Origin of the sequence: Paracoccus angustae, from assembly GCF_042648745.1 — a bacterium.
In the GTDB taxonomy this organism is placed as follows: domain Bacteria; phylum Pseudomonadota; class Alphaproteobacteria; order Rhodobacterales; family Rhodobacteraceae; genus Paracoccus; species Paracoccus angustae.
In genome coordinates, this window is record NZ_JBHRXY010000002.1 from 35,004 (window position 1) to 58,823 (window position 23,820).

A 23,820-nucleotide genomic window follows, 5' to 3' on the forward strand; every position below is an offset into this window, starting at 1 on the left:
GGGCCGCCCCCGGTCAATAGGAATATTCGCGATAGATCCGCGTCAGGTCGCCGTTCCATTCGCCGTGGTACTTGTCCAGCAGTTCGTCGGCGGGCACCTTGCCGCTGTCCAGGCTTTCCTTGATGGCGTTCAGGAAATGCGTCTCGTCGGGGACCATCCCGCCCGCCCCCGCACGGGCGCGGCTTTTCAGCCCCTGCTCGGCGATCCCGACCACCTGGCGCGCCAGGTCGCGCATCCGAACCCCGTTCACCTGCGCGTCGAGCGCGTGGATCCCCGCCTCGCGCCGCCAGGCTTCGCGCGTCTCGTGGTTCCAGCCCTTGACCAGATCCCAGGCGGCGTCCAGCGCGGTCTGGTCATAGATCAGCCCGACCCACAGCGCGGGCAGCGCGCAAAGGCGGCGCCAGGGGCCGCCGTCGGCGCCGCGCATCTCGATGTATTTCTTGACGCGGGCCTCGGGAAAGACCGTGGTCATGTGGTCGGCCCAATCGGACAGGGTGGGCACCTCGCCCGGAAGGGCGGGCAGGCGTCCGTCCAGGAAATCGCGGAACGACTGGCCCAGGGCGTCGATGTATCTGCCGTCGCGATACACGAAATACATCGGCACGTCCAGGACATAGTCCACCCAGGCGTCGTATCCGAAGCCGTCCTCGAACACGAAGGGCAGCATCCCCGTGCGCGCGGCGTCCAGGTTCTGCCAGATATGCGCGCGCCAGCTTTTCCAGCCGTTGGGCTTGCCGTCCAGAAAGGGCGAATTGGCGAACAGCGCGTTGGCGACGGGTTGCAGCGACAGGGCCACGCGCATCTTCTGGACCATGTCGGCTTCGCTGCCGAAGTCCAGGTTCACCTGCACGGTGCAGGTGCGGTACATCATCTGCTTGCCCAGGGTGCCGACCCGGTCCATGTAGTCGGTCATCAGCCGATACCGGCCCTTGGGCATCATCGGCATCTGGTCCTGGGACCAGATCGGCGCCGCGCCCAACCCGATGAAGCCCGCGCCGATGCGGTCGGCGACCTCCTTCACCTCGGCCAGGTGCTGGTTCACCTCGTCGCAGGTCTGGTGGATGGTTTCCAGCGGCGCACCCGACAGCTCCAGCTGCCCGCCGGGTTCCAGGCTGACGTTGGCGCCGTCGCGTTCCAGCCCGATCAGCTTGTCCCCTTCCGTCACCGGCGACCAGCCGAAGCGTTCCCGGAGGCCCGTCAGCATTGCATGGATGGAACAGGCGCCCTCATAGGGCAAGGGCATCAGGCTGGCCTTGTCATAGCCGAACTTCTCGTGCTCGGTCCCGATGCGCCAAGCCTCGCGCGGCTTTTCGCCCGACGCGATATAGGCGGCCAGCTGGTCGCGGCTTTCGATCGGGCCTCCGCCCTGTTGTGGTATCGACATGAGCAGGGCCTTTCTGGATTCGCGCGTCACAGGTGACGCGCGGCGGGGGCCAAGTCAACCCGCCTCAGCCCGGCCTCCGCCAAACGGTGCGCACCGCGTCCGGCTGGTCGGCGACATGGGCCAGGGCGGCGGACACGGTTCCCATGTCCAGCCCCGGCAGCGCCGTAAAGGCATGGGCCAGAGCCTCGGCCCCGGCGGCATCGACGGGAACCAGCAGGGCTTCGCCGCTGGCGCTGCGCAGCCGCCAATTGCCCCGGCCCTTGAGCCGCAGCAGACGGATTTCCACCAGATCGCGCAGGGCGATCTCGCCGCCCAGGACCGCCGCGCCGTAATAGCGGATGGCGCCTTCGTCCACCTCGACCACGCCGGGGGCGTCGATCCGGCGGCGGAACGGCAGGCGGCGGATCGCGCCCAGCAGCAGCGACAGGCCGACCAGCAGGACAAGGCCGCCAAGGGCGGCGAAGAACCAGCCGCCGCGCAGGGCCAGCCACAGGCCGGCCAGAAGGATCGCGGTGGCGGCCAGGGCCTCGGACCGTCTGGCGGCCCAGGCCCGCAGTTCAGGCCGGATCATCGGTGGCGGCCGGAGATGGGTATTTGGGCAAAGAAGAAGCCTGCCAGCGCGACAGGGCGTCTTCGTCGCTGGATTTCGCATCGACCCAGCGGGCGGCGCCGTTTCGGGCAATCTCGCGTTTCCAGAAGGGCGCGCGGGATTTCAGCCAGTCCATCAGGTAGTCCGCCGCCTGGAACGCCGCCTGGCGATGGCGGGCGGCGGTGGCGACCATCATGATGGGTTCCCCCACCGTCAGGCGCCCGTGGCGATGGACGATGCGCCAGTCGGTCAGGCCGAAGCGGGCGGCGGCGTTTGTCCCCAAGTCGGACAGCGCGCGTTCGGTCATGCCGGGGTAATGCTCGATCTCGAGCGCGGCCATCCGGCCGGTGTCGTCGCGCACCACGCCGGTGAAGGTGACAACGGCCCCCGCCCCCGCGCCGAAGCCCGCCAGTTCGCGGGCCAGATCGAAGGGGGCGGTCTGAACGCGGGCCGACATGGATCAGCCGCCGGTCATGGGGGGAAAGAAGGCGACCTCGCGCGCGCCCGCCAGGGGCGCGTCCAGGTCGGCAAGCTGCTGGTCCACCGCGCAGCGCACGGCGGCAAGGTCGGCAAAGGCCGCCGCGTGCCAGTCGTCGCGCGCGGCAAGGTCGGCGATCAGCTCGCGGACGGTGGCGGCGTTTGTGTCGATTCGCTCGCGCGGCTGGCCGATGCGTTCGCGCAGCCAGGCGAAATACAGCACGTCAAGCGTCATGGCCGGGTTCGCGCAGGTAGGGGCGCGCCTTGACGAAGTAGTCCCAGCCGGTCCAGGCCGTCAGGAGCGCCGCGATCCAGATCAGCAGCAGGCCGACCTGCGTCGCCAGATCCGCCCAGGAAGACGAGAACCACGGCAGATGCCCCTCGCCCACGCGCGGGGGGCGGCCGTATTCGACATAGGCCAGCCCGGTGCCCAGGAACAGGACCGAAATGGCGACCATCTGCGTGGTGGTCTTCCATTTGGCCAGCTTCGTGACCTTCAGGAGCCGCGCGTTCGATCCCAGAAACTCGCGCAGGCCGGACACGAAGACCTCGCGGAACAGGATCAGGGTGGCGGGCAGGATCAGCCAGGGGTTCATCCCGGAATAGCCGGTGATGACCACGATGGCGATCACCACCATGGCCTTGTCGGCGATGGGATCCATGGCCGCGCCGAAGCGGCTTTCCTGCTGCCAGCTGCGCGCCAGATAGCCGTCGATCCAGTCGGTGGCGGCGGCGACCAGAAACAGCGCCAGCGCCGCCCAATCCGCGAAGGGACGACTGAAATACAGAAACATCAGCGGCACGGCGGGAGCCGCGATCAGCCGAAGAAGGGTCAGGATATTGGGGACGGTCCAGCGCATGAGGGCAAGCTAGTCCGTGGCGCCAGACTTGGAAAGGGGCGGCGCACCGAAATGCGCCGCGCCCCCCGATCGGGCCACCGGTCAGCCGAGGGCGCCGGGATAAAGCTCGAACGGGCGTCCGGCGATGGTCAGGTGGACGGCCTTGATCCGCTGTTCGCCGAAATGACGCGTGCGCCGGCCGATGACGCGCACGGGATCGCCCGGCAGGGCGGCGGCCTGGGACAGGCCGATTTCGGCGTTGCGGGCGTGGCTGGCCAGTTCGATCGTCCAGTTGCGGCCGTCCCGGTCGCGGACGCAGAGAACCGGGTCGCTGCCGGCCGCATAGTTGTCGGTCAGTTCGGCGTCCAGTTGGGTCAGGTGGGGTTTGAATTCGTCCCAGCTGCCGTCCCGGACATCCGGCAGAGTGAAGGCGGGGGTCCGTCGGTCAGCGATGCCGGTCTGAGGCAAACGGGGCATGAGGGCCTCCTCGGGTTGAGCAAGTCACAACCATAACGCGACATACCCCAGGGGCAGAGGTATCTTGCCACCCCATACCCTGTGCGGCGCCGCGGCAGAAACGCGCGGAACCGGAGCGCCGATCACCAAGCCGCTGTTTTCCAAAGGTTTCTGAATTCCCCTGCGTCACGATGGCGCATTCTTGTTTTCCCTGTGCCGCGAAGTTCGGGAAAACATTCCCTGGCAGGCCGGTCGCCTGTCGGCGCTGCAGCGTCAGCCGCGGGCGTTGAAATGGTCATAAACCTTTTGCGCCATGGCTGCCGAGATCCCCTCGACGGCCTGCAAGTCGGCCAGGCCCGCGCGGCTGACGGCCTTGGCGCTGCCGAAATGGGCCAGCAGGGCGCGCTTGCGGGCGGCGCCGATGCCCGCGATCTCGTCCAAGGGGTTGGCCATGACGGCCTTGGCGCGCTTGGCGCGGTGGGTGCCGATGGCCCAGCGATGCGCCTCGTCGCGCAGGCGCTGGACGAAATACAGGACCGGGTCGTTCATGCGCAGCGCGAAGGGGGCGCGGCCGGGGCGGTGGAATTCCTCTTTCCCTTGGTCGCGGTCGATGCCCTTGGCGACGCCGACGACCGGGATGTCCTCGACGCCCAGTTCGGCCAGGATGCCGTCCACGGCCGACACCTGCCCCGCACCGCCGTCGATCAGCAGCAGGTCGGGCCAGGCTTCCGTGGTGCGGTCGGGGTCTTCCTTCAGCAGGCGCACGAAACGGCGGGACAAAACCTCCTTCATCATGCCGAAGTCGTCGCCCGGCGTGATCTCGGTCCCCTTGATGTTGAACTTGCGGTACTGGCTTTTGATGAAGCCTTCCGGTCCGGCCACGATCATGCCGCCCACGGCGTTGGTGCCCATGATGTGGCTGTTGTCGTAAACCTCGATCCGGCGCGGCGAGGCGGGGAGGTCGAAGGCCTCGCCCAGGCCTTCCAGCAGGCGCAGCTGGGTGGCGCTTTCGGACATGCGGCGGGCCAGGCTTTCACGGGCGTTGCGTCCGGCGTTTTCCACAAGCTCGAACTTCTCGCCCCGCTGCGGGACGCCGATGACGATGCGGCGGGCGGCGCGTTCGGACAGCACCTGCCGGGTCAGGTCGGGTTCGTCCGGGGCATGGGACAGCAGGATCATCCGGGGCGGCGGCTTGTCGTCGTAGAATTGCAGAAGAAAGGCCTGCATCACCTCGCCCGGAGACTCCGCGCCGCCAAGCCTGGGATAGAAGTCGCGGTTGCCCCAGCTCTGGTTGCCGCGGATGAAGAAGACCTGCACGCAGGCCTGGCCGCTTTCCATGTGCAGGGCCACGATGTCGGCTTCGGCCACGCGCTTGGGGTTGATGGCCTGGACCGACTGCACGGCGGTCAGCGCCTTGATGCGGTCGCGCAGCGCGGCGGCGCGTTCGTATTCCATGTTTTCCGCCGCTTGCGCCATGTCGCGGGCCAGGTTCGCCTGGATCACCGTGGTCTTGCCTTGCAGGAAGCGTTCGGCGTCCGACACAAGCGCGCCGTAATCATCGGCGCTGATCCGGCCCACGCAGGGCGCGCTGCACCGCTTGATCTGGAACAGCAGGCAGGGACGCGTGCGGGATTCAAAGGTCGCATCCGTGCAGTTGCGCAGCAGGAACACCCGCTGCAACTGCGTCAGCGTGCGGTTCACCGCCCCGGCGCTGGCGAAGGGGCCGTAATAGTCGCCCTTTTCCGACTTGGCCCCGCGATGCTTCTTGATCTGGGGATAGGCGTGGGACTTGGCGACCAGGATGTTCGGAAAGGACTTGTCGTCGCGCAGAAGCACGTTGTAGCGCGGCTTCAGCTGCTTGATAAGGTTCTGCTCCAGCAGCAGCGCCTCGGTTTCGGTGCGCGTGGTCAGAAACATCATCGAGCAGGTTTCGCGGATCATCCGCGCGATCCGCGCCGAATGGCCCGAAGGCCGGGCATAGTTCGACACCCGCGCCTTGAGGTCGCGGGCCTTGCCGACATACAGCACCCCGCCCTGCGCATCCAGCATCCGGTAGACGCCGGGGCTGCGGTCAAGCTGGCGCAGATAATCCTGGATCAGCGCATGGCCGGTCTTGGGTGCGGTCGTTTGGGTCATGTCAGACAAGAAAGTGATTCCCGTGGCGGGCTGCAAGTTCCCGAGGCCGATTGCAAGGCAGAAGCTGTCCACCGGCACTGTGGATAAAACTGTGGGTGTCCTGTGAGCCTGAGGGCTCCTGTCCAGCAATCGTTACATTGCCGTAACTTTGCCGCATTTTTAGGCATAGTATTAGAGCATTGATTTCCAAAGAAAATTTTTAGCTGCACCTGGCGATTGACGAAACTTGCGCAGTTTCAGTCCCTTGCTTCACGGATCTTACCCGAACCGGGGACAACTGCCGCAGGCTCGGACCCGTTTCAGTCGCGGCGCCGGGACCGGCGGTTGGCCGGTCGAATCCCCAGAATCCGCGCCAACCCGCGGCGAAAGGCCGGACCGCGCAGCAGCGCCACCGCCACCATCACCAGCAGGAACAGGACAACGACGCGGACGCTCATCCCCCGGCACCGAAGCGGGCAAAGGCCGCGCGTTCCTGGGCGGCGTCCAGAACGGTGCCCGCCGACAGGCCCAGTCTGCGGAACAGCGACTGGCGGGGCGCATGAACGACAAAGCGCGCCTTGTCGCCGTAAAGCGCCTTCATCTGCGGCACCAGATGGCCGATGCCGTCGGCCAGCCCCAGGGCGACCGATTGCCGTCCGGCCCAGAATTCGCCGGTGAACAGGTCGCGGTCGCTGGTCAGCCGATCCCCCCGCCGCGCCGCCACGTGGTCCTTGAAGGCCTGGTGGATCGGCTCCAGCACGTTGTGCAGACGCTCCACGTCCTCGGGGCGTTCGGGGCGGAACGGGTCCAACGTCGATTTCGACCGCCCAGCCGTATGCACCCGCCGCTCGATCCCCCAGCGGGCGATCAGATCCTGGAAGCCGAAGCCCGCCGAGATCACGCCGATCGACCCCAGGATCGAGCTTTCGTCCGCCCAGATCCGGTCCCCGGCGCAGGCCAGCCAATATCCGCCCGAGGCCGCGACATCCTCGACAAAGGCATGAACGGGGGTCTTCGTCTCGTCCGCCAGCCGCCGGATGCGCGCGGCGATCAGCGACGATTGCACCGGCGATCCGCCGGGCGAGTTGATGGACAACGCCACGGCCACCGGCCTGCCCTTGCGGAAGGCGCGCTCGATCACCGGGGCAAGCGCGGCGTCGGACAGCGCGCCGCCGCGCCCGGCCATGCCGATGGCGCCGTGCAGGCGGATCACCGAGACGCGGGGGCCCTTGTTCGTCAGACGGTCAAGAAAGGGAATACGCATGGCGGCAGACTTAATCATGCGCCCGGTCCCTCACAAGATTACCCATGACGGATCGTGTCGCCCGGCAGGAAGGTCGGGGTCAGCGCGACGATGCGATCCTCGGGCAGGCTGTCCTTGCCCGCAACCAGCCGCGCCGCGCGCCGCCCGATGTCGACGCGCCGCGCATCGGTCGTAGCCAGCCGCACCGGCAGCCCGTCCAGCAGATCGACGCCGTTGAAGCCCGCAAGCCCGATCCGGCCCGGAATGTCATAGCCCTTGTCCAGGCAATGAAGCAGCCCCCCGGCCCCGATCATGTCGTTCGAGAAATACAGGAAATCCAGTTCCGGCGCCCGGGTCAGAATCCGTTCGGTCAGTTCCCGCCCCTTCAGCAGCGAGGATCCGCCCTGGTAGTATTCGCGCGCTTCCAGCGAAACGTCCGCCTCGGCCAGGCCTTCCTCGAACCCGGCCAGGCGCTTTCGGGCGCGGTGATCCTCGGGCATGTGGGTGCCGACGAATCCGATGCGGCGGTATCCGGCCGCAAGGATCCGCGCGGCCATTTCGCGCCCCGCGCGGCGGTGGGAAATGCCCACAATCGTGTCGATCCCTTCGCCGTCCACGTCCATGATCTCGACCACGGGGATGCCGGAACTGGCCAGCATGGCGCGGGAGGCCTTGCTGTGTTCCAGCCCCGCCAGGATCACCCCGGACGGACGCCAGGACAGCATGTCGTAAAGCACCATCTCCTCGCGCGCGGGGGAATAGTTCGTGACGCCGATCACGGGTTGCAGGCCGGTGTCGTCCAGTTCCGCCGAGATTCCCCCCAGCACGTCGGGAAACACCAGGTTCGACAAGGACGGGATCACCACGGCGACCAGGTTCACCCGCTGGCTGGCCAGCCCGCCCGCGATCTTGTTGGGGACATAGCCCAGCATCTTCGCCGCCGTCAGCACCTTTTCGCGCGTGGCCGCCGACACGTCGCCCCGGTTGCGCAAAACGCGGCTGACGGTCATCTCCGAGACGCCGGATGCTTCGGAAACATCCCGCAAGGTCAGGGGGCGGCGGGGGCGGGAAGCGTTCATCAGGCACCGATCGGTCAGGTCTTTGCCCGATGTTAGCGCCCGCCAGCCCGCGCGACAACCTTGCCAAACCGCGTCGTAGCGGTCAAAAGGGCTATGGCGGCCCCGTGGCTCAACTGGATAGAGCAGCCCCCTCCTAAGGGGCAGGTTACAGGTTCAAGTCCTGTCGGGGTCACCATGTTTTTTCCCGGTCACAATGTTCTTGTTTTGTTCTATATTGCGGCGTGCGATACTTGCTTCGAATCAACCAGGAGCAGTGCCTTGCCGAAGAAGGCCACCATTCAGTACCGCGAGTTCAAGGCGAGCGGCGCCCTGCGGGGGATGGACCTCAAGGCGGTGCTGGTCGATGTGCTGCGCCGCCGGACCGACGCCCATCTGATCGGCGGGAACGCCCGCCTGCGCGCCATCGACCTGGACGGGGACGGCAGCCATGTCGTGCTGAACAAGGTCTCGTCGCCGGAAACCTGGGACGGGCCGGTCTTTTGCGGGCAGATCATCCACGTCAAGGCCGGGGCGGACATCCAGGCCGTGCTGCAATCCTTGGACCACGACACGGACGAGTTCCTTGTCCAGAACATCGACGTGGGCCGGGGCGCGCGGATCGTGAAGGGGGTGCTGTATTTCGCGGTCAACCGGAACCATGTCGGCCTGATCGAAAGCACGGCGGTCAGGGGGGCCGTGCTTGAACGCTATATCACCGCGCTGTTCCGGCAGGCGGGCGAGCTGGAGCCAGACGACCGCATCGTCCTGGCGGGCAAGTTCCTGGCGACCGGCGAAAAGGGCTTGACCGAATTCAGCGACCTGACGCTGAACGCGCGGCCCAGTTTTCGCGCCAGGGCCCTGGCGGGCGACCACCCGATCGACCGGCAGGCGGCCGAGGTCCGCGACAAGGGGGCCACGATCCTCGACGTGCTGCGCCTGATGGGCTGGCGCGACGACGCCCTGGCGCGCCTGGAAGCCGAGGTGCCGGAAGGCGGCCGGGTGGAAGGGCTGCTGAAGGTCTTCATCAAGGACCGGAGGCACAAGCTGCGCATCCCCAGGGCCGCCATCGACGAAGCCCTGCGCAATGTCGATCCCGCCGATCTCGGTCTGCAAGGCGACGGCCGGGAACAGGGGGGCATGGTGAAGCTGTCGGTCGTGAAGGACATCGCAACCGAAGGCTCCCTTCTTGATCCGGCCGATGCTATGGTGAAGATCATCGAGGCCCTGAAGGAATGGGCCGCCGCCGGGAAAATAGATTGTCGCTTCGATGGCTGAGACTTGCCGCCCTGACCGCGGGTTCCGCGGCCGGCGCGCTGTTGCCGCCAGCCCTGCTGACCGGCGATCCGTCGCGGCTGCTTGTGACCTTTCTGGGGCTGGTTTCGGCCAGCATCCTGCCCACCGTGTCGCTGGTCATCGGCAGCCTGTCCTCGACCGGACGTTCGGTCATGAAGATCGAGGAACTGGCGCGGGAACTGGCGCAGGCCATGCGCACCCTGTTTTCGATCCTTGGGCTGGTGGCAGGGGCCGTGGCGCTGCTGATGGCGATCGCCATCATGCCGGAGATCGGCTTTCGGATCCCCTCCTCGCCGTTCGAGGTTCCCGACGCGGCGCGGCGCGGCCTGCAATCGCTGGCATTCCTGCTGACCGTCGCCGCCACCGCCAAGGCCGCGGCCATTCCGCGGATCCTGGCCCGCGTCCTGGCGATCAAGAAGGACATCGCGATTCACGAGGCGCGCAGGGCCCTGGCCGACAAATCGCCGTCGGACGCGGACATCCGGCAGATGTTCGCGAAAAAGGACGGTTTCGGAAAGACCGTTCCCCTTGACGGCATCCGGCCCTGACGGAAACGGGCATCTGTCGGGAAAATGGTGGGCGACCCTGGAACGGCCACCAATCCCGTAAGAACCTAAATTAGCTGACAATCTGATGTGCGCGGGTTGTGTTGTGTCGCACCTGTGTGTCGCACCTGTGGCATTGCTGTGCAAGTTCCTCCAATTCTAATCACCTGCGCAATGGTGGCTTCTAGACGGACGAACTCCATTAAAGCTAGGCTGGCATTATTAATGTCAGAGACTTATGAGGCGCACCATGCTTGAACTTATCGTCCTAGCTGTGCTGGGCTATGCCGCATTTACTTGGCACACTACGTCACGCGGCAAGCGGTTCGTCCGTGCCTACGCATACTTGAAGCTGCTGGACAATGGGATGTCCTCTGCCGAGGCAAACGGCTTAGCGATGCGGTTTCTCTCTCGCTACTCTGATCCTGACATCGACCTTGATCTAATAAAAGATGCCACCGGCTACACCAAAGCGGGCGGGCAACAGTTGCCTGTCATCGCTGCCGCGCGCAAGCACGGCTTCATTGGATAGCTTATCGTAAAAAACTGACAAATTTTTGCGCAGGGGCATCTATCCCTTCTACGGCACAGTACTTCCCCCATAGCCCCCTTCCCACAGATCGGCCATGCCCTAGGCTAGGGGCAGTGGCATGTGCATCTGATCGCAGCCAGCGGGACAGGACGACAGGACGACCGCCAAGGCAGCCCCGTCCCACAGGGCAAGGTCATGTGAGACAGGCGGGGGCATGGCTGGTTGTGTCTCACATCAATCCTCTTGACGTTTTGAGACAATCGTATCATGATATTTAAGACTTCATTGAGAGGGCTTAGGTATGATCGTCGGGTATGCACGGACTTCCACCACGGACCAGAAGGCAGGACTTGCTGCACAGCTTCGCGACTTGGAACGGGCAGGCTGTGAGAAAGTCTTTCAAGAGGAAGTGTCATCAGTGGATACGGCAGGCCGGGAACAGCTTGCCCTAGCTCTAGAGTTCATCATGGACGGGGATGCCCTGGTCGTCACCAAGCTGGACCGGCTGGCCCGATCGGTCGCGCATCTCTTGGGGATCGTGGAACAGGTCAGCGCCAAGGGGGCAAGCCTGCGCATTCTCGACGCGGCGATTGACACCGGCACCCCGAACGGTCGGCTCATGCTGAACCTGCTAGGCAGCATCGCGCAGTTCGAGCGGGAGATCATGCTGGAGCGACAGCGCGAAGGCATCGCCAAGGCCAAGGCAGAGGGAAAGTACAAGGGCAGGAAGCCGACAGCCAAGGCCAAGGCGGACGATGTGCTGCGCCTGGTTAGACAGGAAGGCGTGTCGGCAGCAGAGGCCGCGAAGCAACTTGGGATCGGTCGGGCGAGCGTATATCGCATCCTTGATGCCCGGCCTGCCGGATGATGCATGCGCAGAGCCGCAGAGCGGGCCGTGGGGCGGCGGAAGGGCGGTTTCCGGTAACGCCCTAGCCAAATTGGTTAGAGCCTCTGCAATGCCCTCCTGCGCAGCCAGAGAGGTATAAGGATTTTTACGCTGATCTGTCTTCTTTCCCGGAAGCCTCCCGGCTGACCCTAGGCAGACGAGGCCGGGGAAGGGAATGCTAAATCCCTGCCCGGTATCTGTCGTCTTTGGAGCCAGTCAACAAATGCAGCCGCAAGATAAGGTAACATACTGATCTAACTGTATTAACCTAGGCAACCCGGCCTTAACCCCTCATCTCATAGACAGATAAACCCTTCATCTGTCGTACCGTGGAACGGATGGATTAGGCCGGGGATGAAAGCCGGAGGATGAACCGGGCCGATGATCTAGCCGGGGATGGAACCAATCAGATACACCGGAAATAGACACCGGCATAGCTTCCCAACGGCGGGACCAAGGTCAGCCATGCAGGATATTCAATCCGGTACAATCCCTAATACTATACCCTGATAGATACTAATGGTAATCTACTCAATAATCAATCAGTAGCACATCTAGATTATACTTGGATTATAACCAGATCATAGTATGGGGTAGGAAGCAATACCAGTATATCCTATGACTTGTGTGCCTGTGAGTGATGCAGGGCAGCATGGACCACTCTGCACCTAAGTGTAGTACTCCGGTCTAACTAGATAAAACATCTGGATTGGTTAGCCAGCATTTCATAAACAATTTATGCAGACAGAACAGCTACCTCTACTTTTTCTGGAGTGGCATCCTTTCTTGCCAAGCAGTGCCCCGGTATTCATCCAGCATCAGAAGCAAGGCGAAGATGATGCAAAGCCAGACAGCCCCTTAGATGCACCAGCGGGTTCTCACTGACGGCACTGTCAAATGGGATTTCCGGTTTAAGACTTCGCGAATGAAGCAGCCCCTGCGAGTTGCCTTCCCTGATAATGAAATTGAACCATGGTATTCCTCGGCGTATGCACTCGCGCTGACACGTACTAAACTACGACCGGGGAAAATCCGGGAAGTGCTGCAAAGCCTTCCTTTCAGCCTTGCCCGCTGCATTGGGCTATACAAGACCAGTGGCGAACTCGCCCGGCGTACTCCTACGTACCAGATGGTATTCGACAATGCGGCAGAGATGCTGTGCATGCGGTTCGGGTGGGTTGATGTGCGGCAGATGACACCGGGCGCGGCAGCCTTCCTGACATCCAGAAGCGACAGGCCGCAAGATGTTGGGGCAGTCTTGAGCGTAGTGCTGGCCCATGCAGCGCGGCAAGGCATTGGAGCATGGACCGGACAGCGGCGCATCTTGTCTGTCCCAGCCCGCACCACAGCCGGTCCTGCCTTGGATCACAGCCCCATTCCCGACAGTCAGAAGGTAATCAGCATGTCTGCCAGATCGCAGGGGCGCAGAAAGCCCCGTCCCATGAGCCGGGTTCACGTCCCAGAGCGGGCTGTCCAGTTCGCAGAGGTTGTAGGCCAAGGCGCGAATGCCGGGTGGCCGGAACTCACCGTGCCGCAGATCATGACCGCAGCTTGGCGCATGGGCATCGCCCTGCCTTCCGAACGGGTGACGCGGGACAGCTTGAACACCGCCGTAGAAATGGGGCTGATCGCCAGGACCGCCCGGGGTACCTACGCCGCGATCCAGCAGCAGGCGGCGTGAGGCCGCGCACCTTGCCGCAGGGCCGCCCTGCTGCGCGTCTGGCAGGCGCAAGGCACCTTTCCGCCATCCTACCTCTCCGAAGCCGTTAAGGCCGCTGTACGGCCCGCACAGGATCTACCAAAGGCATCCCGATGAAGCAGCGCCAGAGCAGCAAGCCCGGCAGCCCAGAAGCCGCCCTAGATGATCTGGCCGCAATGGGCCTGCCCCGAACGGCAGAGGATGCCGTTGCCACGCCCCAGGACATCAGTGCGGCACTGTCTGCGCTTCCTGATCCTACTGCCCAAGTACCCGACCCAGAGGGCGGCGCAGATGCACTTAGGGTGCTTATTCAGCATTTGCGCGCTGTTCCCGTGGCCTCGCCTGCCCCGGCCCGCCGCCGCATCCTTGCCAGCCCGAAGCGGATCACAGAAACCCTGCGGATCGTCCAAGCCTGCGGACTCACACCATCCGGGGTCGTGCATCGGCCCGATGGATCAACCGTGATCGAGATTGGCGCGGCGGCACAGCCGGAACCCCGCAAGCCACGTGGCTGGAAGATCATGGGTCGCTAACCCAAGCGGCAGGCAGCATCAGAAGTCGAACTTGTCGATTGCCGCCTTGAGTTGCGCAGGCCGGAAGCCGTGGAAGTACGAGCTGAACGTAACGCCCTGCTGTTCATGCCCTAAGATCGCCTTGACTTGTGTGTCGGGAACATCAGCCCGCGCCAGCTTCGTTGCCATGGTATGCCGCAGACTGTGGAACACCAACCCCGCATCCTGCATCCCAAGCGCAGGCAATAGGCTGTCGTTGAACCATCGCCCGGGGTTGCGGCCATAACCGTTCTGTGTGCTGTAAGACAACGCGGGGAACAGGCGCGCGCTGCCTCTCTTGCGGCGATCCTCCACAAACGCGGGCAGTCCAGCGGCAACCAAGCGGTCATGCAGCGGGACAAGGCGGCGGGAGGCGCTGTTCTTGAGGCGCTTGTTCGGGCTTCCCTCATCGGTCACGCGGATGAACCACAACCCGTCATCACCCTGCTGCGTGTCAACAAGGTCAAGCTGGGCTATCTCGTTCAACCGCATCCCGGTGAACATACCGATGAGACTGATCCACTTGTGATCCTGATTGCGCAGCAGTCTATCGGGGTTCTCGGTTAGATGCTTGAATAGCAGCTTCAATTGATCGTCGGTGAACGCCTGCCTGTTCTGTTCCTTGGCCTGCCTCGATAACTTCACTCTGGTGCCATCGAAGATGTTTTCGGCAGCGTGACCATGCGATACGGCCCAGCCAAAGAAAGTCTGCAAGGCGCTGATATACGCGTTAACGGTACGTGTGGCGATGGTTTCCACGCCAGGCAGGTCCAGCACGTCAGACAGCGGCTTGCCTTTGGTAGCGGCCATCTTGTTCCGGTTCTTGGGATAGCGCAGCAGTACGTCCTTCACCCGTCTGGCGTCGGCCTTGGTCATGGCGGCAACGGGCTTGCTGTCCGTAATCTCTCCCAACAAAGCTAGCGCCTCGCGCTTGCTGTCTGCTGTCTTTCCCCTGACTTGCCCTGTTCGCTGCAACTCCGTCAGATACTCCGCTAGCACATCCTGATAGCTGACATGGGCGCTGGGGTGGGCATCGCCAGGAGCAGCCGCAACGGCAGCACCAGCCGGGAGTGCGGCGTTCAAGTCGAACCGTTCCAAGCTGTCCAGAAACCCGGCAGCCTCCTGCCAGAACGCACCGACGCCATGCACCAGCGCCTCATTCAGCCCTTGCCGCACATTGGGAGCGAGGCTGTCGGGATCAATCCCGCGATGCTCACAGAACGCCCGCACCTGCTGCGCAGCCTGATCCGCCCCTATCTGATCTGCATGATCGGACCAGTTCTTGCCCAGCATGGCGCAGATGTTCCGCATCAGCACTTGGCGATCTGCGTCAGGCGGGCCGCTTTCCATCACGCCAGCCTTGAACCGGGCTAGCTGCTCTTGGAGGTGCTGGGCCACCTGCCCCCTAATTTCATCATACCGCATGCCCGAAGCAGATGCAGATGCAAGCTGCGATTGTCCAGACAGCACCAGCACACGGGATAATCGCTGCGCCATGGCGGGGCATCTTGTCCGCAGCGACAGGCGCACATGGCCGCGCTTCCGGTCGGGATGAAGCCGGGCCGGGATCGGCCAGCGGAAGTAAAAGACCCCGTGCCGGGAACGGCTCAAATAGGCTGCAAGGCGCATCCTGTGGCTCACTTATGGGGCGCACCAGAGGAAGCCAGCCGTCAAGCACTTGAGATCGGAGAAAATGGTGGGCGACCCTGGAATCGAACCAGGCATGGGTCTCCCCGGCGGAGTTACAGTCCGCTGCCGCACCTTGCAGCACGTCGCCCGCCGAACGCTTTCGGCGTGGGGGCGTCATTAGCGGGCGCGGCAGGGGGCGTCAAGCGGATTTCCGGGCCTTGCGCCGGATGCGCCCCGCGCGCATTGAAGGGGCCAGCGACAAGGATCATGCGCATGGCCGAACGACCGGGAAAGCCCAGGAAACCCGACTGGGTGATCGACAAGGAACGGGCGCGCCGCGCGGCGGCGGCGGAAACGGTGTGGCTGTTCGGCCTGCATGCCGTGCGTGACGCGCTGGCCAATCCCCGGCGCGAAAAGCTGCGGCTGGTGGCGACGCCCAACGCGCTGGACCGGCTGGGCGACCTGCACGGGATGGAGCCCGAGATCACCGACCCCCGCATTTTCGGCAAGGCCGTGCCGCTGGCGCCCGACAGCGTCCACCAGGGCGCCGCGCTGGAGGTGAAGCCCCTGAAATGGGGCGGGCTCAGCGATGTCGTCCTGCGCGAAGCCCCCGGCGAACGTCGCCCGCTGCTGGTGGCGCTGGACCGCGTGACCGATCCCCACAACATCGGCGCCATCCTGCGCTCGGCCGAGGTGTTCGGCGCCCGCGCGGTGATCGCCCCCGCCCGCCATTCCGCGCCCGAAACCGGCGCCCTGGCCAAGACCGCCTCGGGCGCGCTGGAACGCCAGCCCTATCTGCGCGTGCCGAACCTTGCCGAGGCGCTGGCGCAACTGAAGAACATGGGCTTTGTCCTGATCGGGCTGGACGGAACGGGCGAGGCCCCCTTGCCCGACCTGCTTGCCACCCTGCCCGGCCGGGCGGTCTGCCTGGTTCTGGGGGCCGAGGGGCCGGGGATGCGGGAACTGACCCTGAAAAGCTGCAACCATGTCGCGCGGATCCCCTTTGCGGCGGATTTCGGGTCGCTGAACGTGTCCAACGCGGCGGCGGTGGCGCTTTATGCCGCCAGCATGGCATAAGGGTCACATCAGCGCGACAATGCGCGCCGCGCGGTTGAGAATCGGGGCGGCGGCTGCCAATTAGGCGTCCTGCCGCCGCCATTGCCCGTTCCATGAAACCGCTGCTTCTTTCGCTGATCCTGTTGTCGGTCCCCGCCCTGCCCGTTCTTGCCGAGAACTGGGCCATGGACGGATTCGACGCGGTGGGCCTTTTGCAAAGCGGACGGCCCGTTCCGGGGCGCGGCGACATCGCGACCACCTGGAAAGGCAAGGTCTGGCACTTTGCCAGCGAGGAGAACCGCAGCCGCTTCGAATCCGATCCGCGCAGCTTCGCGCCCGCATTTGGCGGTCTGTGCCCCGTCGCCCTGGCCGAGGGGCGGCGCGTGCCGGGCGACCCGCGGCATTTCGTGATCATCGGAGACCGGCTTTATCTGCTGCGATCGGACCGGTCTGCGCAGAAGCTGCGCCGCATGCCGCAGGAAATCCTGTCGCGCGCCCGCCGCATCTGGGAACAGTGAAGCCCGGCGGACCGCCACACAATCACGACTTCGCGATTGCCCTGGAACTTTTCGCGCCTGTTGCACATTTACCGTTTGGAACATGACCTCGGAACCGTCATGTTCAGATCACTGTCCCTCGTTCCGCGACTTGCGCCCGGCCAGCAAACTGGACCGGGCGCCTTTTCTATGTAATTGTACGTACAACTTTTGGATGAGGAGGGGAGGCCCGTCATGGAAGTCGATTTCGAGGACGACGAGGACATCGCCCGCATCGCGCGCACCATGAAGGTGATCGCGGTCGTGGGATTGTCGCCGAACGAAGCCCGCCCCAGCTGGGGTGTGGCGCGCTATCTCCAGGCCAACGGTTTCCGAGTCATTCCCGTCAATCCCGGTCATGCCGGCAGCCGCATCCTGGGCGAGACGGTGTATGCCAGCCTGTCGGACATTCCCCGATCGGCCGGGGTGCAGATGGTGGACATCTTCCGCCGGGCCGAGGCCGTGGACTCCATCGTGGACGAGGCCCTTCGCCATCTTCCCGACCTCAGGTCGATCTGGCTGCAACTGGGGATCCGCAACGACGGGGCGGCGGCGCGGGCGCGGGCGCGGGGCATCACCGTGATCCAGGACCGCTGCCCGAAAATAGAGTTTCCCCGGCATTTGTGATTGACACCATCCGAGATCGACACCGCCGCGAAAAGGCCCCGGCGCTGCCGGGGCCTTTCCCGTGTCATTGCGCTTCCGCGGTTTGCAGCAGGTCGGTGATCCGCCTGACCGCGGCCCGGCGGTTTTCGCGCACGTCGCCGTCCTGGCGCACCTGTGGGAACTGCTCGCCATAGCCTTGCACCACCAGGTTTTCCGGCGGCACCTGGAAATATTCGGTCAGCGCCAGCGCGACCGATTCGGCACGGCGGTCGGACAGCGCCAGGTTGGCCGCGTCCGATCCGACAAGATCGGTATGACCTTCGATCAGGAACACCTCGCGCGGGTTTTCGGCGATGGCGTCCTGGATGACGCCGCCCAGCGTGGACAGCTGCCGCGCCTGGTCGGGCGAGATTGCGGCCGAACCGGAATCGAAGGTGATCGCGTCGATATTGACGGGCGCGACCAGAGAGCGGACCTCGGGGATGCTGCGGATCTGGCCCAGGGTGAAGCGGCGGTCGATGTCGACCTCGCGCCGCAGCGCCTCCCGCAGGGCGGCCTCGTCGTCGGCGACGCCCGAATCGTAGACCGGGGCCGGGGCGGGCAGCGTGGCGATGTCCACGGGTTCGACCTCGGCGGTGTCGTCGATCAGGCGCGTCTGCGTGCCGTCGGGCGAGATCAGCGTGCGGCGCAGGACGCGCAGGTCGGCGTCGCGGATGGTCACCACGCGGCTGCCATCGGCGCGCGTCACCACCGTCCGGGACGATCCGTCGTCGAAATTCTCGGTCGCAACGGTTGATCCCGGCTGGCGCAGCAGCGCCGTGTCGTCCTTGATCAGCTCCTGGCTGCCATCGGCGCGGGTCACGACCACCCGGTCGGGCGCGGACAGCGCGACTTGGCGGTTGTTGTTCAGATAGGTGCCGACCGCGACCGCCCCCAGGCCCAGCAGCAGCGCCTTGGCCAGGTCGTTGTCGCTGTCGTCGTCACCGTCCTGCGCCTGCTGCCGGTCCTGCTGCGGGCTGTCCGGTTGCAGGGCTTCGCGCAGGCTGGTCGCGAAGTCCTCGTCCGAGGAACGGCTGTTTTCCTCGGTGATCCGCTGTTCGACCACTTCGCCCTGGCTGTCCTCGTTCAGCGCGGCGGCGCGGGCGGCACGTCTTTCCCTGGCGGCCTGGCGCGCGGCCTCGCTCCGGGGGGCGTCCGCCTCGGGTGCGCGGGTCTGTTCCGAGGCGGGCCGGCCGGCGCGTTGCGGCCTGCCTTCGCCTTCGGCCGCCGTGTCGCGCTGCTGCTGGTCGCGCCGGAGTCTTTCCCGCACGGCCTGTTCGTCCGGCGCGTCGTCTGCCCGCGCGGGCGGCTGGTCCGCCTGCCGGCGCGGGGCATTGTCCCCGTCCCTGGGGGCCCCGGGCCGCTCTGCCTGCTGTTCCCGTTCCAGCGCCCGCTCCAGCGGATCGTCGCCCTCCGCGCGCTGCGGGCGCCTGTCTTCGTTGCGGTCCGGGTCAGGCTCGGCTTGCTGCCGACGCGGCGCGGGGCGGTCGGCCTGCTGTTCGCGCGCGGCCTCGGCTGGACGGTCCTGGTTTTGCTGACGCGCCGCCTGCTCGGGACGGTCGCGGTTCTGCCGGCGGGCGGGCTCCTCGGGGCGCTCGGCCTGGCCGCGTTGCGTGGCTTCCTCCTCGGCGGACTGGCGGGCCGCCCGTTCCCGGGCGCGCTGCGGCTTTTCCTCCTGCTGGGCGGCGCGGCCTTCGGCGCCGTCGGCGGGACGCTCGCGCTGCTGTTCCCTGGCCGCCTGTGCCGGGCGTTCCGCCTGGGGCGCGCGCTCGGTCCCCTGGCGTTCCGGCTGCCGCTGGCGTTCGGCCCGCTGCGGGGCGTCAGGTTCGTCAGGCTGGGCCGGTTCGGCGCGCTGGCGCCGCGGCTTCGGCTCGTCGGGCTGTTCTTCCGCGGCGTCGCGCTGCGCCTGGCCCGCACGGACCGGCTTCTGCTCCCGCTCGGCCTGCGCCAGAACCAGCGGCGCGGCGCCCGGAACGCCGTCGGCCGCGCGATCGCCGGGGGCGGCGGCGATCTGCGCCTGCGCAAGCTGGGGCACCAGCAGCGACAGGCAGGCCGCGATGGCGGTGGTGTTGTGGATGATCCGGCGCATGGAAACTCCTTTCGCTCGGACGGTTTTTGCGTTGTCACCTTAACAGGCGGACAAACAGCCTAGTTCCAAACACCTGCGTGACCCTGCCGTGATCGGCGGAAAGGCCCGGAACGGCAAAGAGCGCGGTTCCTGCCGCGCCCTTGCCAAGTGGCCCGTCGCCGCGAAGAATCAGACCCCGTCGCCGACGAAGGCCTTTTCCACCACGAATTCGCGCGGTTCGGAATTGGCCCCTTCGCGCAGGCCAAAGCCTTCCAGGACCGCCTTCACGTCCACGTTGAAGGCCAGGCTGCCGCAAACCATCGCGCGGTCGGCTGTCGGGCTGATCGGCGGCAGGCCGAGATCGGCAAACACCTTGCCCGAGGTCAGGTTGTCGGTGATCCGGCCCATCCGCGGCGAGTCCTCGCGCGTGGTGGTGGGGTAATAAACCAGGCGGTTGGCGAAATCCTCGCCGTAAATCTCGCCCAGCAGGGGATCGTGCTTCAGGTTCTCGACCAGGTCGCGGCCATAGGTCAGCTCGTCCGCCGTGCGGCAGGTGTGCATCATGATCACCTGCTCGTAACGCTCGTAGGTCTCGGGGTCGCGCATCAGGCTGGCGAAGGGCGCGATGCCGGTGCCGGTCGCCAGGAACCACAGCCGCTTGCCCGGCAGCAGCGCGTCCAGAACCAGCGTGCCCACCGGCTTGGGGCGCAGGATGATCTGGTCGCCCGGCTGGATGTGCTGCAATTTCGACGTCAAGGGCCCGTCCGGCACCTTGATGGAATAGAATTCCAGTTCCTCGTCCCAATTGGGCGAGGCGATGGAATAAGCCCGCAGCAACGGCTTGCCGTTGTCGCCCGGAAGGCCGATCATCACGAATTCGCCCGACCGGAAGCGCAGGGAGGCGGGGCGCGTCACGCGAAAGGAAAACAGGCTGTCGGTCCAGTGATTGACCGCCGTCACGGTTTGCGCGTCGGGAAGCGTCTTGGAAGCGGTCTGCGGGTCGGTCTGGGGGGCGGCGTCGGCCACGGGAATGTCCAGGGTCATGGGAAGTCCTGCGTGTTCTAGTCCATCGGGCGGCGGGGGGAAACCCCTTCAGCCGGCCAGCTTGGCGCGGTGGTCGAAGGCCTGCCAGTCGGCCCGCGCGATCCATTGTTCGGCGGGCTGGCGCGCGGCGATGTCGGGGGCGACCTCGACTTCGTCGAAGCCGACGCGGCGGGCCATGGCGTATTGGTCGGCGATCAGCCGCCCCGAGGCGCGAAGGCGGCCCTTGAAGCCCATCTCGCGCAGCCGCCGGGCCAGCGAAAAACCGCGGCCGTCGGTAAAGGACGGAAAGTCGATGGCGATCAGCGCGCGGTCCAGATGCTGCGCCAGATCGGCCAAAGGCGTGTCGGGGGCCAGCGTTTCCTCGGCTTCCTGGGTCAGAGGGTGGAATCCGTCGTCGCGCGCCAGAACGCGTTCGCTGTTCAGTCGTTCGGTCATGCCGGAACCTTTCCGCGGACGATCTTGCCGCCAATGAAGTGGATGCCGCATTCGGTCTTGTCGCTGCCCCGCCAGCGGCCCGCGCGCGGATCCTCGCCAGGGCGGACGGGGGACGTGCAGGGCGCGCAGCCGATGGAGGGATAGCCGCGCGCGACCAGCGGGTGTCGCGGCAGATTGTTCTCGACCATGTAGTCCTGCACGTCCTCGGCCCGCCAATGGGCCAGCGGGTTGATGCGCAGGCGCGACGGCGGCTCGGGCTCGAAGAACTCCAGCGCGGCGCGGTCGCTGTTCTGGAACCGCTTGCGGCCGGTGATCCAGGCGTCATAACCCGACAACGCCTGTTCCAGCGGCACGGTCTTGCGCAGGTCGCAGCAGGCATTGGCGTCGGACCGGTGCAGCGCCCCGTCGGGATCGTGGCGGGCGACCTGGGCCGGATCGGCGCGGATCACCTGGACGTTGGTCAGGCCCAGCTTTGCCGAAACCTCCTGCTGATAGGCCAGCGTTTCGGCAAACAGCATCTGCGTATCGATGAACAGAACCGGCAGGCCCGGCGCGGCGCGGCTGACCATGTGCAGCAGCACCACGGATTCCGCGCCGAAGGACGACACCAGCGCCACCCGCCCCAGGTCGGGATCGCCGACGGCGCGGCGCAGAACCTCGGTCGCGGCATGGTGGCGATAGCGGTCGTTCAGCCGCGCGGCGCGGCCGTCCAATGTGTCGTCAAGCATGGGCGGGCTCGGGGTAGAGCGCGGCCTTGAACGGCGCCGGACCAAGCCTGCGATAGGCGTCGATGAAGCGTTCCGAGGCGTCCGCCCGGACCTCCAGATAGGCGCGCAGCAGGCGGTCGATGGCGGGCACGACTTCCTCGGCCGGGAAACCCGCGCCGGCGCGCTCGCCGATGGCCGGAATGTCGTAGCCGTCGCCGCCCAGCGTGATCTGATAGTTCTCCACCCCCGCGCGGTCCAGGCCCAGGATGCCGATATGGCCCAGGTGGTGATGCCCGCAGGCGTTGATGCAGCCCGAGATGCGGATGTTCAGCTTGCCGATCTCGGCTTCCAGACCGTTGTTCTTGACATGCGTGGCGATGTCCTGCGCGATGGGGATCGACCGGGCGGTCGCCAGGGTGCAGTAATCCATTCCCGGGCAGGCGATGATGTCGCTGGTCAGCCCGGCATTGGCGGTTGCCAGCCCCGCCCCATGCAGGGCGGCGTAAACGGCGGGCAGATCCGACTTGTGGACATGGGGCAGCACGACGTTCTGGTCGTGGCTGATGCGCAGGTCGGCGTGTCCGTACCGGTCCGCCAAATCCGCCAACAGGCGCATCTGATCGGCGCTGGCATCGCCCGGCGTCGCGCCATGCGTCTTGAAGGTGACGATGACGCTGGCATAGCCGTCGATCTTGTGGGGATGCAGGATGGTGTCGGTCCAGCTGCGGAAGGCGCCGTTCTTGGCACGCTCTGCCTCATAGCCGTCGGTCGGGCCATTGCGGAAGGCCGGGGCAGCGAAGCGGTCGCGGAAGATCGCCAGCGCCTCGCGGTCGGCACCGTGGAAGTCGCGGCGACGGTTCAGGAACTCCTCCTCGACCTCGGCCTTGAAGACATCCAGGCCGCGCTCGGACACGGTGATCTTGATGCGCGCCTTGTACTTGTTGTCGCGGCGGCCCGACAGGTTGTAGGTCGAGATGATCGCCTCGATATAGGCCAGCAGATCGGCTTCCGGCAGGAAGTCGCGGATCACCTTGCCCAGCATGGGGGTGCGGCCCAGGCCGCCGCCGACCCAGACCTCGAAGCCGGTCTGGCCGTCCCTCTGGATCAGGCGCAGCCCGATGTCATGGGCGGCGACCAGCGCGCGGTCGTTTGCTGCGCCGGTGATGGCGATCTTGAACTTGCGCGGCAGGAACTGGAATTCCGCGTGGTCGGTGGACCAGCTGCGCAGCAGTTCCGCATAGGGACGCGGATCCATGTATTCGTCGGCCGCCGCGCCTGCGAAGGCGTCGGTCGTCACGTTGCGGATCGTGTTGCCCGAGGTCTGGATGGCGTGCATCCCGACCGAGGCCAGGTTGTCCAGCATGTCGGGGATGTCCACCAGCCTGGGCCAGTTGAACTGGATGTTCTGGCGGGTGGTCCAGTGGCCGTAGCCCTTGTCATAGGTCTCGGCCAGATGGGCCAGCATGCGCATCTGGTCGGGACTGATGGTGCCATAGGGAATGGCGATCCGCAGCATATAGGCGTGCAGCTGCAGGTAGACGCCGTTCATCAGGCGCAGGGGCCGGAATTCGTCTTCCGTCAGGCTGCCATCCAGACGGCGCTCCACCTGGGCGCGGAACTGGGCCGCACGGTGGCGCACATAGTCGGTATCGACGGGACGGACATCAAACATTGCTGGCCTCGGTCTGCTTTGCGGTGGCTTGCTTTGCGGCTTGGATGCCGTGGAAATAGTTGGACGGGCCGCGCTGGCGGAAAGCCTCGCGGAAATGGGTGGGCTCGGGGCCGTCGGGGCCGCGACGGGCTTCCACCAGATAGGGGCCGACAACGATGTTCGACTGGCCGACGGCCTTCAGCAGCGCCAGATCGGCGATGGCCTCGTCCTCGAAAATGGTCGCGCGCGCGGGATCGGCGGTCCAGCCGTCCTCGCACATCCAGACGTTATGGCCTTCGCGCAGGTCGTTTGCGGTGATGACGCCGGGTTTTGCGGCCGTCGGGACGAAGGCTTTGCTCATGGTCGGACCCTCTCGGATTGA

26 protein-coding genes and 2 tRNA genes are annotated in these 23,820 nt (G+C 65.7%); 10 read left to right on the forward strand and 18 right to left on the reverse strand.

The window, feature by feature from the left end; translation table 11 throughout:
- Window positions 1-13: 13 nt before the first annotated feature.
- The 10 genes from ACFOM8_RS03185 to ACFOM8_RS03230 form a co-directional block, all read right to left on the reverse strand.
- Window positions 14-1,384, reverse strand: coding sequence for a glutamate--cysteine ligase (locus ACFOM8_RS03185; RefSeq protein WP_377759256.1), 1,371 nt, complete (start codon window positions 1,382-1,384; stop codon window positions 14-16).
- Window positions 1,385-1,448: 64 nt separating this feature from the next.
- Window positions 1,449-1,955, reverse strand: a complete 507-nt coding sequence (locus tag ACFOM8_RS03190; protein ID WP_377759258.1) for a hypothetical protein — start codon at window positions 1,953-1,955, stop codon at window positions 1,449-1,451.
- Window positions 1,942-2,430: a molybdenum cofactor biosynthesis protein MoaE gene (locus ACFOM8_RS03195; protein WP_377759260.1), complete on the reverse strand. Its 489-nt coding sequence runs from the start codon at window positions 2,428-2,430 to the stop codon at window positions 1,942-1,944. The genes ACFOM8_RS03190 and ACFOM8_RS03195 overlap by 14 nt, the downstream gene beginning before the upstream one ends.
- Before the next feature lie 3 nt (window positions 2,431-2,433).
- A complete protein-coding gene (moaD, locus tag ACFOM8_RS03200; RefSeq protein ID WP_377759262.1) occupies window positions 2,434-2,685 on the reverse strand; it encodes a molybdopterin converting factor subunit 1 in 252 nt (83 codons plus the stop codon).
- Window positions 2,675-3,310, reverse strand: coding sequence for a CDP-diacylglycerol--glycerol-3-phosphate 3-phosphatidyltransferase (pgsA, locus tag ACFOM8_RS03205; RefSeq protein WP_377759264.1), 636 nt, complete (start codon window positions 3,308-3,310; stop codon window positions 2,675-2,677). Before pgsA ends, moaD begins: the two co-directional genes overlap by 11 nt.
- 81 nt (window positions 3,311-3,391) lie before the next feature.
- Complete coding sequence (locus ACFOM8_RS03210) at window positions 3,392-3,766, reverse strand: hypothetical protein (RefSeq protein ID WP_377759265.1); 375 nt, start codon at window positions 3,764-3,766, stop codon at window positions 3,392-3,394.
- A 252-nt stretch (window positions 3,767-4,018) separates the two neighbouring features.
- Window positions 4,019-5,881, reverse strand: a complete 1,863-nt coding sequence (uvrC, locus tag ACFOM8_RS03215) for an excinuclease ABC subunit UvrC (RefSeq protein WP_377759267.1) — start codon at window positions 5,879-5,881, stop codon at window positions 4,019-4,021.
- 299 nt (window positions 5,882-6,180) lie between these two features.
- On the reverse strand, window positions 6,181-6,318 hold the full coding sequence (locus tag ACFOM8_RS03220) for a hypothetical protein (RefSeq protein ID WP_377759269.1): 138 nt from the start codon (window positions 6,316-6,318) through the stop codon (window positions 6,181-6,183).
- The gene (locus tag ACFOM8_RS03225; protein ID WP_377759270.1) at window positions 6,315-7,142 is read right to left on the reverse strand and encodes a S49 family peptidase; all 828 of its coding nucleotides are present in this window, start codon (window positions 7,140-7,142) and stop codon (window positions 6,315-6,317) included. The genes ACFOM8_RS03220 and ACFOM8_RS03225 overlap by 4 nt, the downstream gene beginning before the upstream one ends.
- 20 nt (window positions 7,143-7,162) lie before the next feature.
- Window positions 7,163-8,182 carry a LacI family DNA-binding transcriptional regulator gene (locus ACFOM8_RS03230; protein ID WP_377759271.1) on the reverse strand — a complete coding sequence of 340 codons (1,020 nt, stop codon included), beginning with the start codon at window positions 8,180-8,182 and terminating at the stop codon, window positions 7,163-7,165.
- A 98-nt stretch (window positions 8,183-8,280) separates the two neighbouring features.
- Here ACFOM8_RS03230 and ACFOM8_RS03235 point away from each other — a divergent pair.
- The 7 genes from ACFOM8_RS03235 to ACFOM8_RS03265 all read left to right on the forward strand — a co-directional run bounded on the left by ACFOM8_RS03235 (window position 8,281) and on the right by ACFOM8_RS03265 (window position 13,649).
- Window positions 8,281-8,357: transfer RNA gene (locus tag ACFOM8_RS03235), tRNA-Arg, on the forward strand.
- A gap of 83 nt (window positions 8,358-8,440) precedes the next feature.
- Window positions 8,441-9,436: a hypothetical protein gene (locus tag ACFOM8_RS03240; RefSeq protein WP_377759273.1), complete on the forward strand. Its 996-nt coding sequence runs from the start codon at window positions 8,441-8,443 to the stop codon at window positions 9,434-9,436.
- Entirely contained in the window at window positions 9,418-10,002 is a 585-nt protein-coding gene (locus ACFOM8_RS03245; RefSeq protein WP_377759275.1) for a hypothetical protein, read from the forward strand. Before ACFOM8_RS03240 ends, ACFOM8_RS03245 begins: the two co-directional genes overlap by 19 nt.
- A gap of 247 nt (window positions 10,003-10,249) precedes the next feature.
- Window positions 10,250-10,531, forward strand: coding sequence for a hypothetical protein (locus tag ACFOM8_RS03250; RefSeq protein WP_377759277.1), 282 nt, complete (start codon window positions 10,250-10,252; stop codon window positions 10,529-10,531).
- Between the two features lie 301 nt (window positions 10,532-10,832).
- Window positions 10,833-11,399, forward strand: a complete 567-nt coding sequence (locus ACFOM8_RS03255; protein ID WP_377759279.1) for a recombinase family protein — start codon at window positions 10,833-10,835, stop codon at window positions 11,397-11,399.
- Between the two features lie 1,558 nt (window positions 11,400-12,957).
- A complete protein-coding gene (locus tag ACFOM8_RS03260; RefSeq protein ID WP_377759280.1) occupies window positions 12,958-13,098 on the forward strand; it encodes a hypothetical protein in 141 nt (46 codons plus the stop codon).
- A 131-nt stretch (window positions 13,099-13,229) separates the two neighbouring features.
- Complete coding sequence (locus tag ACFOM8_RS03265) at window positions 13,230-13,649, forward strand: hypothetical protein (protein ID WP_377759282.1); 420 nt, start codon at window positions 13,230-13,232, stop codon at window positions 13,647-13,649.
- A gap of 18 nt (window positions 13,650-13,667) precedes the next feature.
- Here ACFOM8_RS03265 and ACFOM8_RS03270 read toward each other — a convergent pair whose 3' ends face one another.
- Window positions 13,668-15,296 carry a tyrosine-type recombinase/integrase gene (locus ACFOM8_RS03270; RefSeq protein ID WP_377759284.1) on the reverse strand — a complete coding sequence of 543 codons (1,629 nt, stop codon included), beginning with the start codon at window positions 15,294-15,296 and terminating at the stop codon, window positions 13,668-13,670.
- A 65-nt stretch (window positions 15,297-15,361) separates the two neighbouring features.
- Window positions 15,362-15,445 (reverse strand) — tRNA-Tyr (locus ACFOM8_RS03275).
- A 124-nt stretch (window positions 15,446-15,569) separates the two neighbouring features.
- Between ACFOM8_RS03275 and ACFOM8_RS03280 the strand changes: the two genes are divergently transcribed.
- From ACFOM8_RS03280 to ACFOM8_RS03290, 3 genes are all read left to right on the forward strand, one after another.
- Window positions 15,570-16,373 (forward strand): TrmH family RNA methyltransferase, encoded by an 804-nt coding sequence (locus ACFOM8_RS03280; RefSeq protein ID WP_377759285.1) that lies wholly within the window; start codon window positions 15,570-15,572, stop codon window positions 16,371-16,373.
- A gap of 92 nt (window positions 16,374-16,465) precedes the next feature.
- Window positions 16,466-16,870 carry a YHS domain-containing (seleno)protein gene (locus ACFOM8_RS03285; RefSeq protein ID WP_377759287.1) on the forward strand — a complete coding sequence of 135 codons (405 nt, stop codon included), beginning with the start codon at window positions 16,466-16,468 and terminating at the stop codon, window positions 16,868-16,870.
- Window positions 16,871-17,083: 213 nt separating this feature from the next.
- On the forward strand, window positions 17,084-17,515 hold the full coding sequence (locus ACFOM8_RS03290; protein WP_377759289.1) for a CoA-binding protein: 432 nt from the start codon (window positions 17,084-17,086) through the stop codon (window positions 17,513-17,515).
- A 64-nt stretch (window positions 17,516-17,579) separates the two neighbouring features.
- On the opposite strand, the gene ACFOM8_RS03295 is transcribed toward ACFOM8_RS03290, so the two are convergent.
- From ACFOM8_RS03295 to ACFOM8_RS03320, 6 genes are all read right to left on the reverse strand, one after another.
- Complete coding sequence (locus tag ACFOM8_RS03295) at window positions 17,580-19,622, reverse strand: OmpA family protein (protein ID WP_377759290.1); 2,043 nt, start codon at window positions 19,620-19,622, stop codon at window positions 17,580-17,582.
- Window positions 19,623-19,790: 168 nt separating this feature from the next.
- Window positions 19,791-20,645 carry a ferredoxin--NADP reductase gene (locus ACFOM8_RS03300; RefSeq protein WP_377759292.1) on the reverse strand — a complete coding sequence of 285 codons (855 nt, stop codon included), beginning with the start codon at window positions 20,643-20,645 and terminating at the stop codon, window positions 19,791-19,793.
- A 48-nt stretch (window positions 20,646-20,693) separates the two neighbouring features.
- The gene (locus tag ACFOM8_RS03305; protein ID WP_377759294.1) at window positions 20,694-21,080 is read right to left on the reverse strand and encodes a DUF934 domain-containing protein; all 387 of its coding nucleotides are present in this window, start codon (window positions 21,078-21,080) and stop codon (window positions 20,694-20,696) included.
- The gene (locus ACFOM8_RS03310; protein ID WP_377759296.1) at window positions 21,077-21,808 is read right to left on the reverse strand and encodes a phosphoadenylyl-sulfate reductase; all 732 of its coding nucleotides are present in this window, start codon (window positions 21,806-21,808) and stop codon (window positions 21,077-21,079) included. Before ACFOM8_RS03310 ends, ACFOM8_RS03305 begins: the two co-directional genes overlap by 4 nt.
- The gene (locus ACFOM8_RS03315; protein ID WP_377759298.1) at window positions 21,801-23,459 is read right to left on the reverse strand and encodes a nitrite/sulfite reductase; all 1,659 of its coding nucleotides are present in this window, start codon (window positions 23,457-23,459) and stop codon (window positions 21,801-21,803) included. Before ACFOM8_RS03315 ends, ACFOM8_RS03310 begins: the two co-directional genes overlap by 8 nt.
- A complete protein-coding gene (locus ACFOM8_RS03320; RefSeq protein WP_377759299.1) occupies window positions 23,452-23,799 on the reverse strand; it encodes a DUF2849 domain-containing protein in 348 nt (115 codons plus the stop codon). Before ACFOM8_RS03320 ends, ACFOM8_RS03315 begins: the two co-directional genes overlap by 8 nt.
- Window positions 23,800-23,820: the final 21 nt, after the last annotated feature.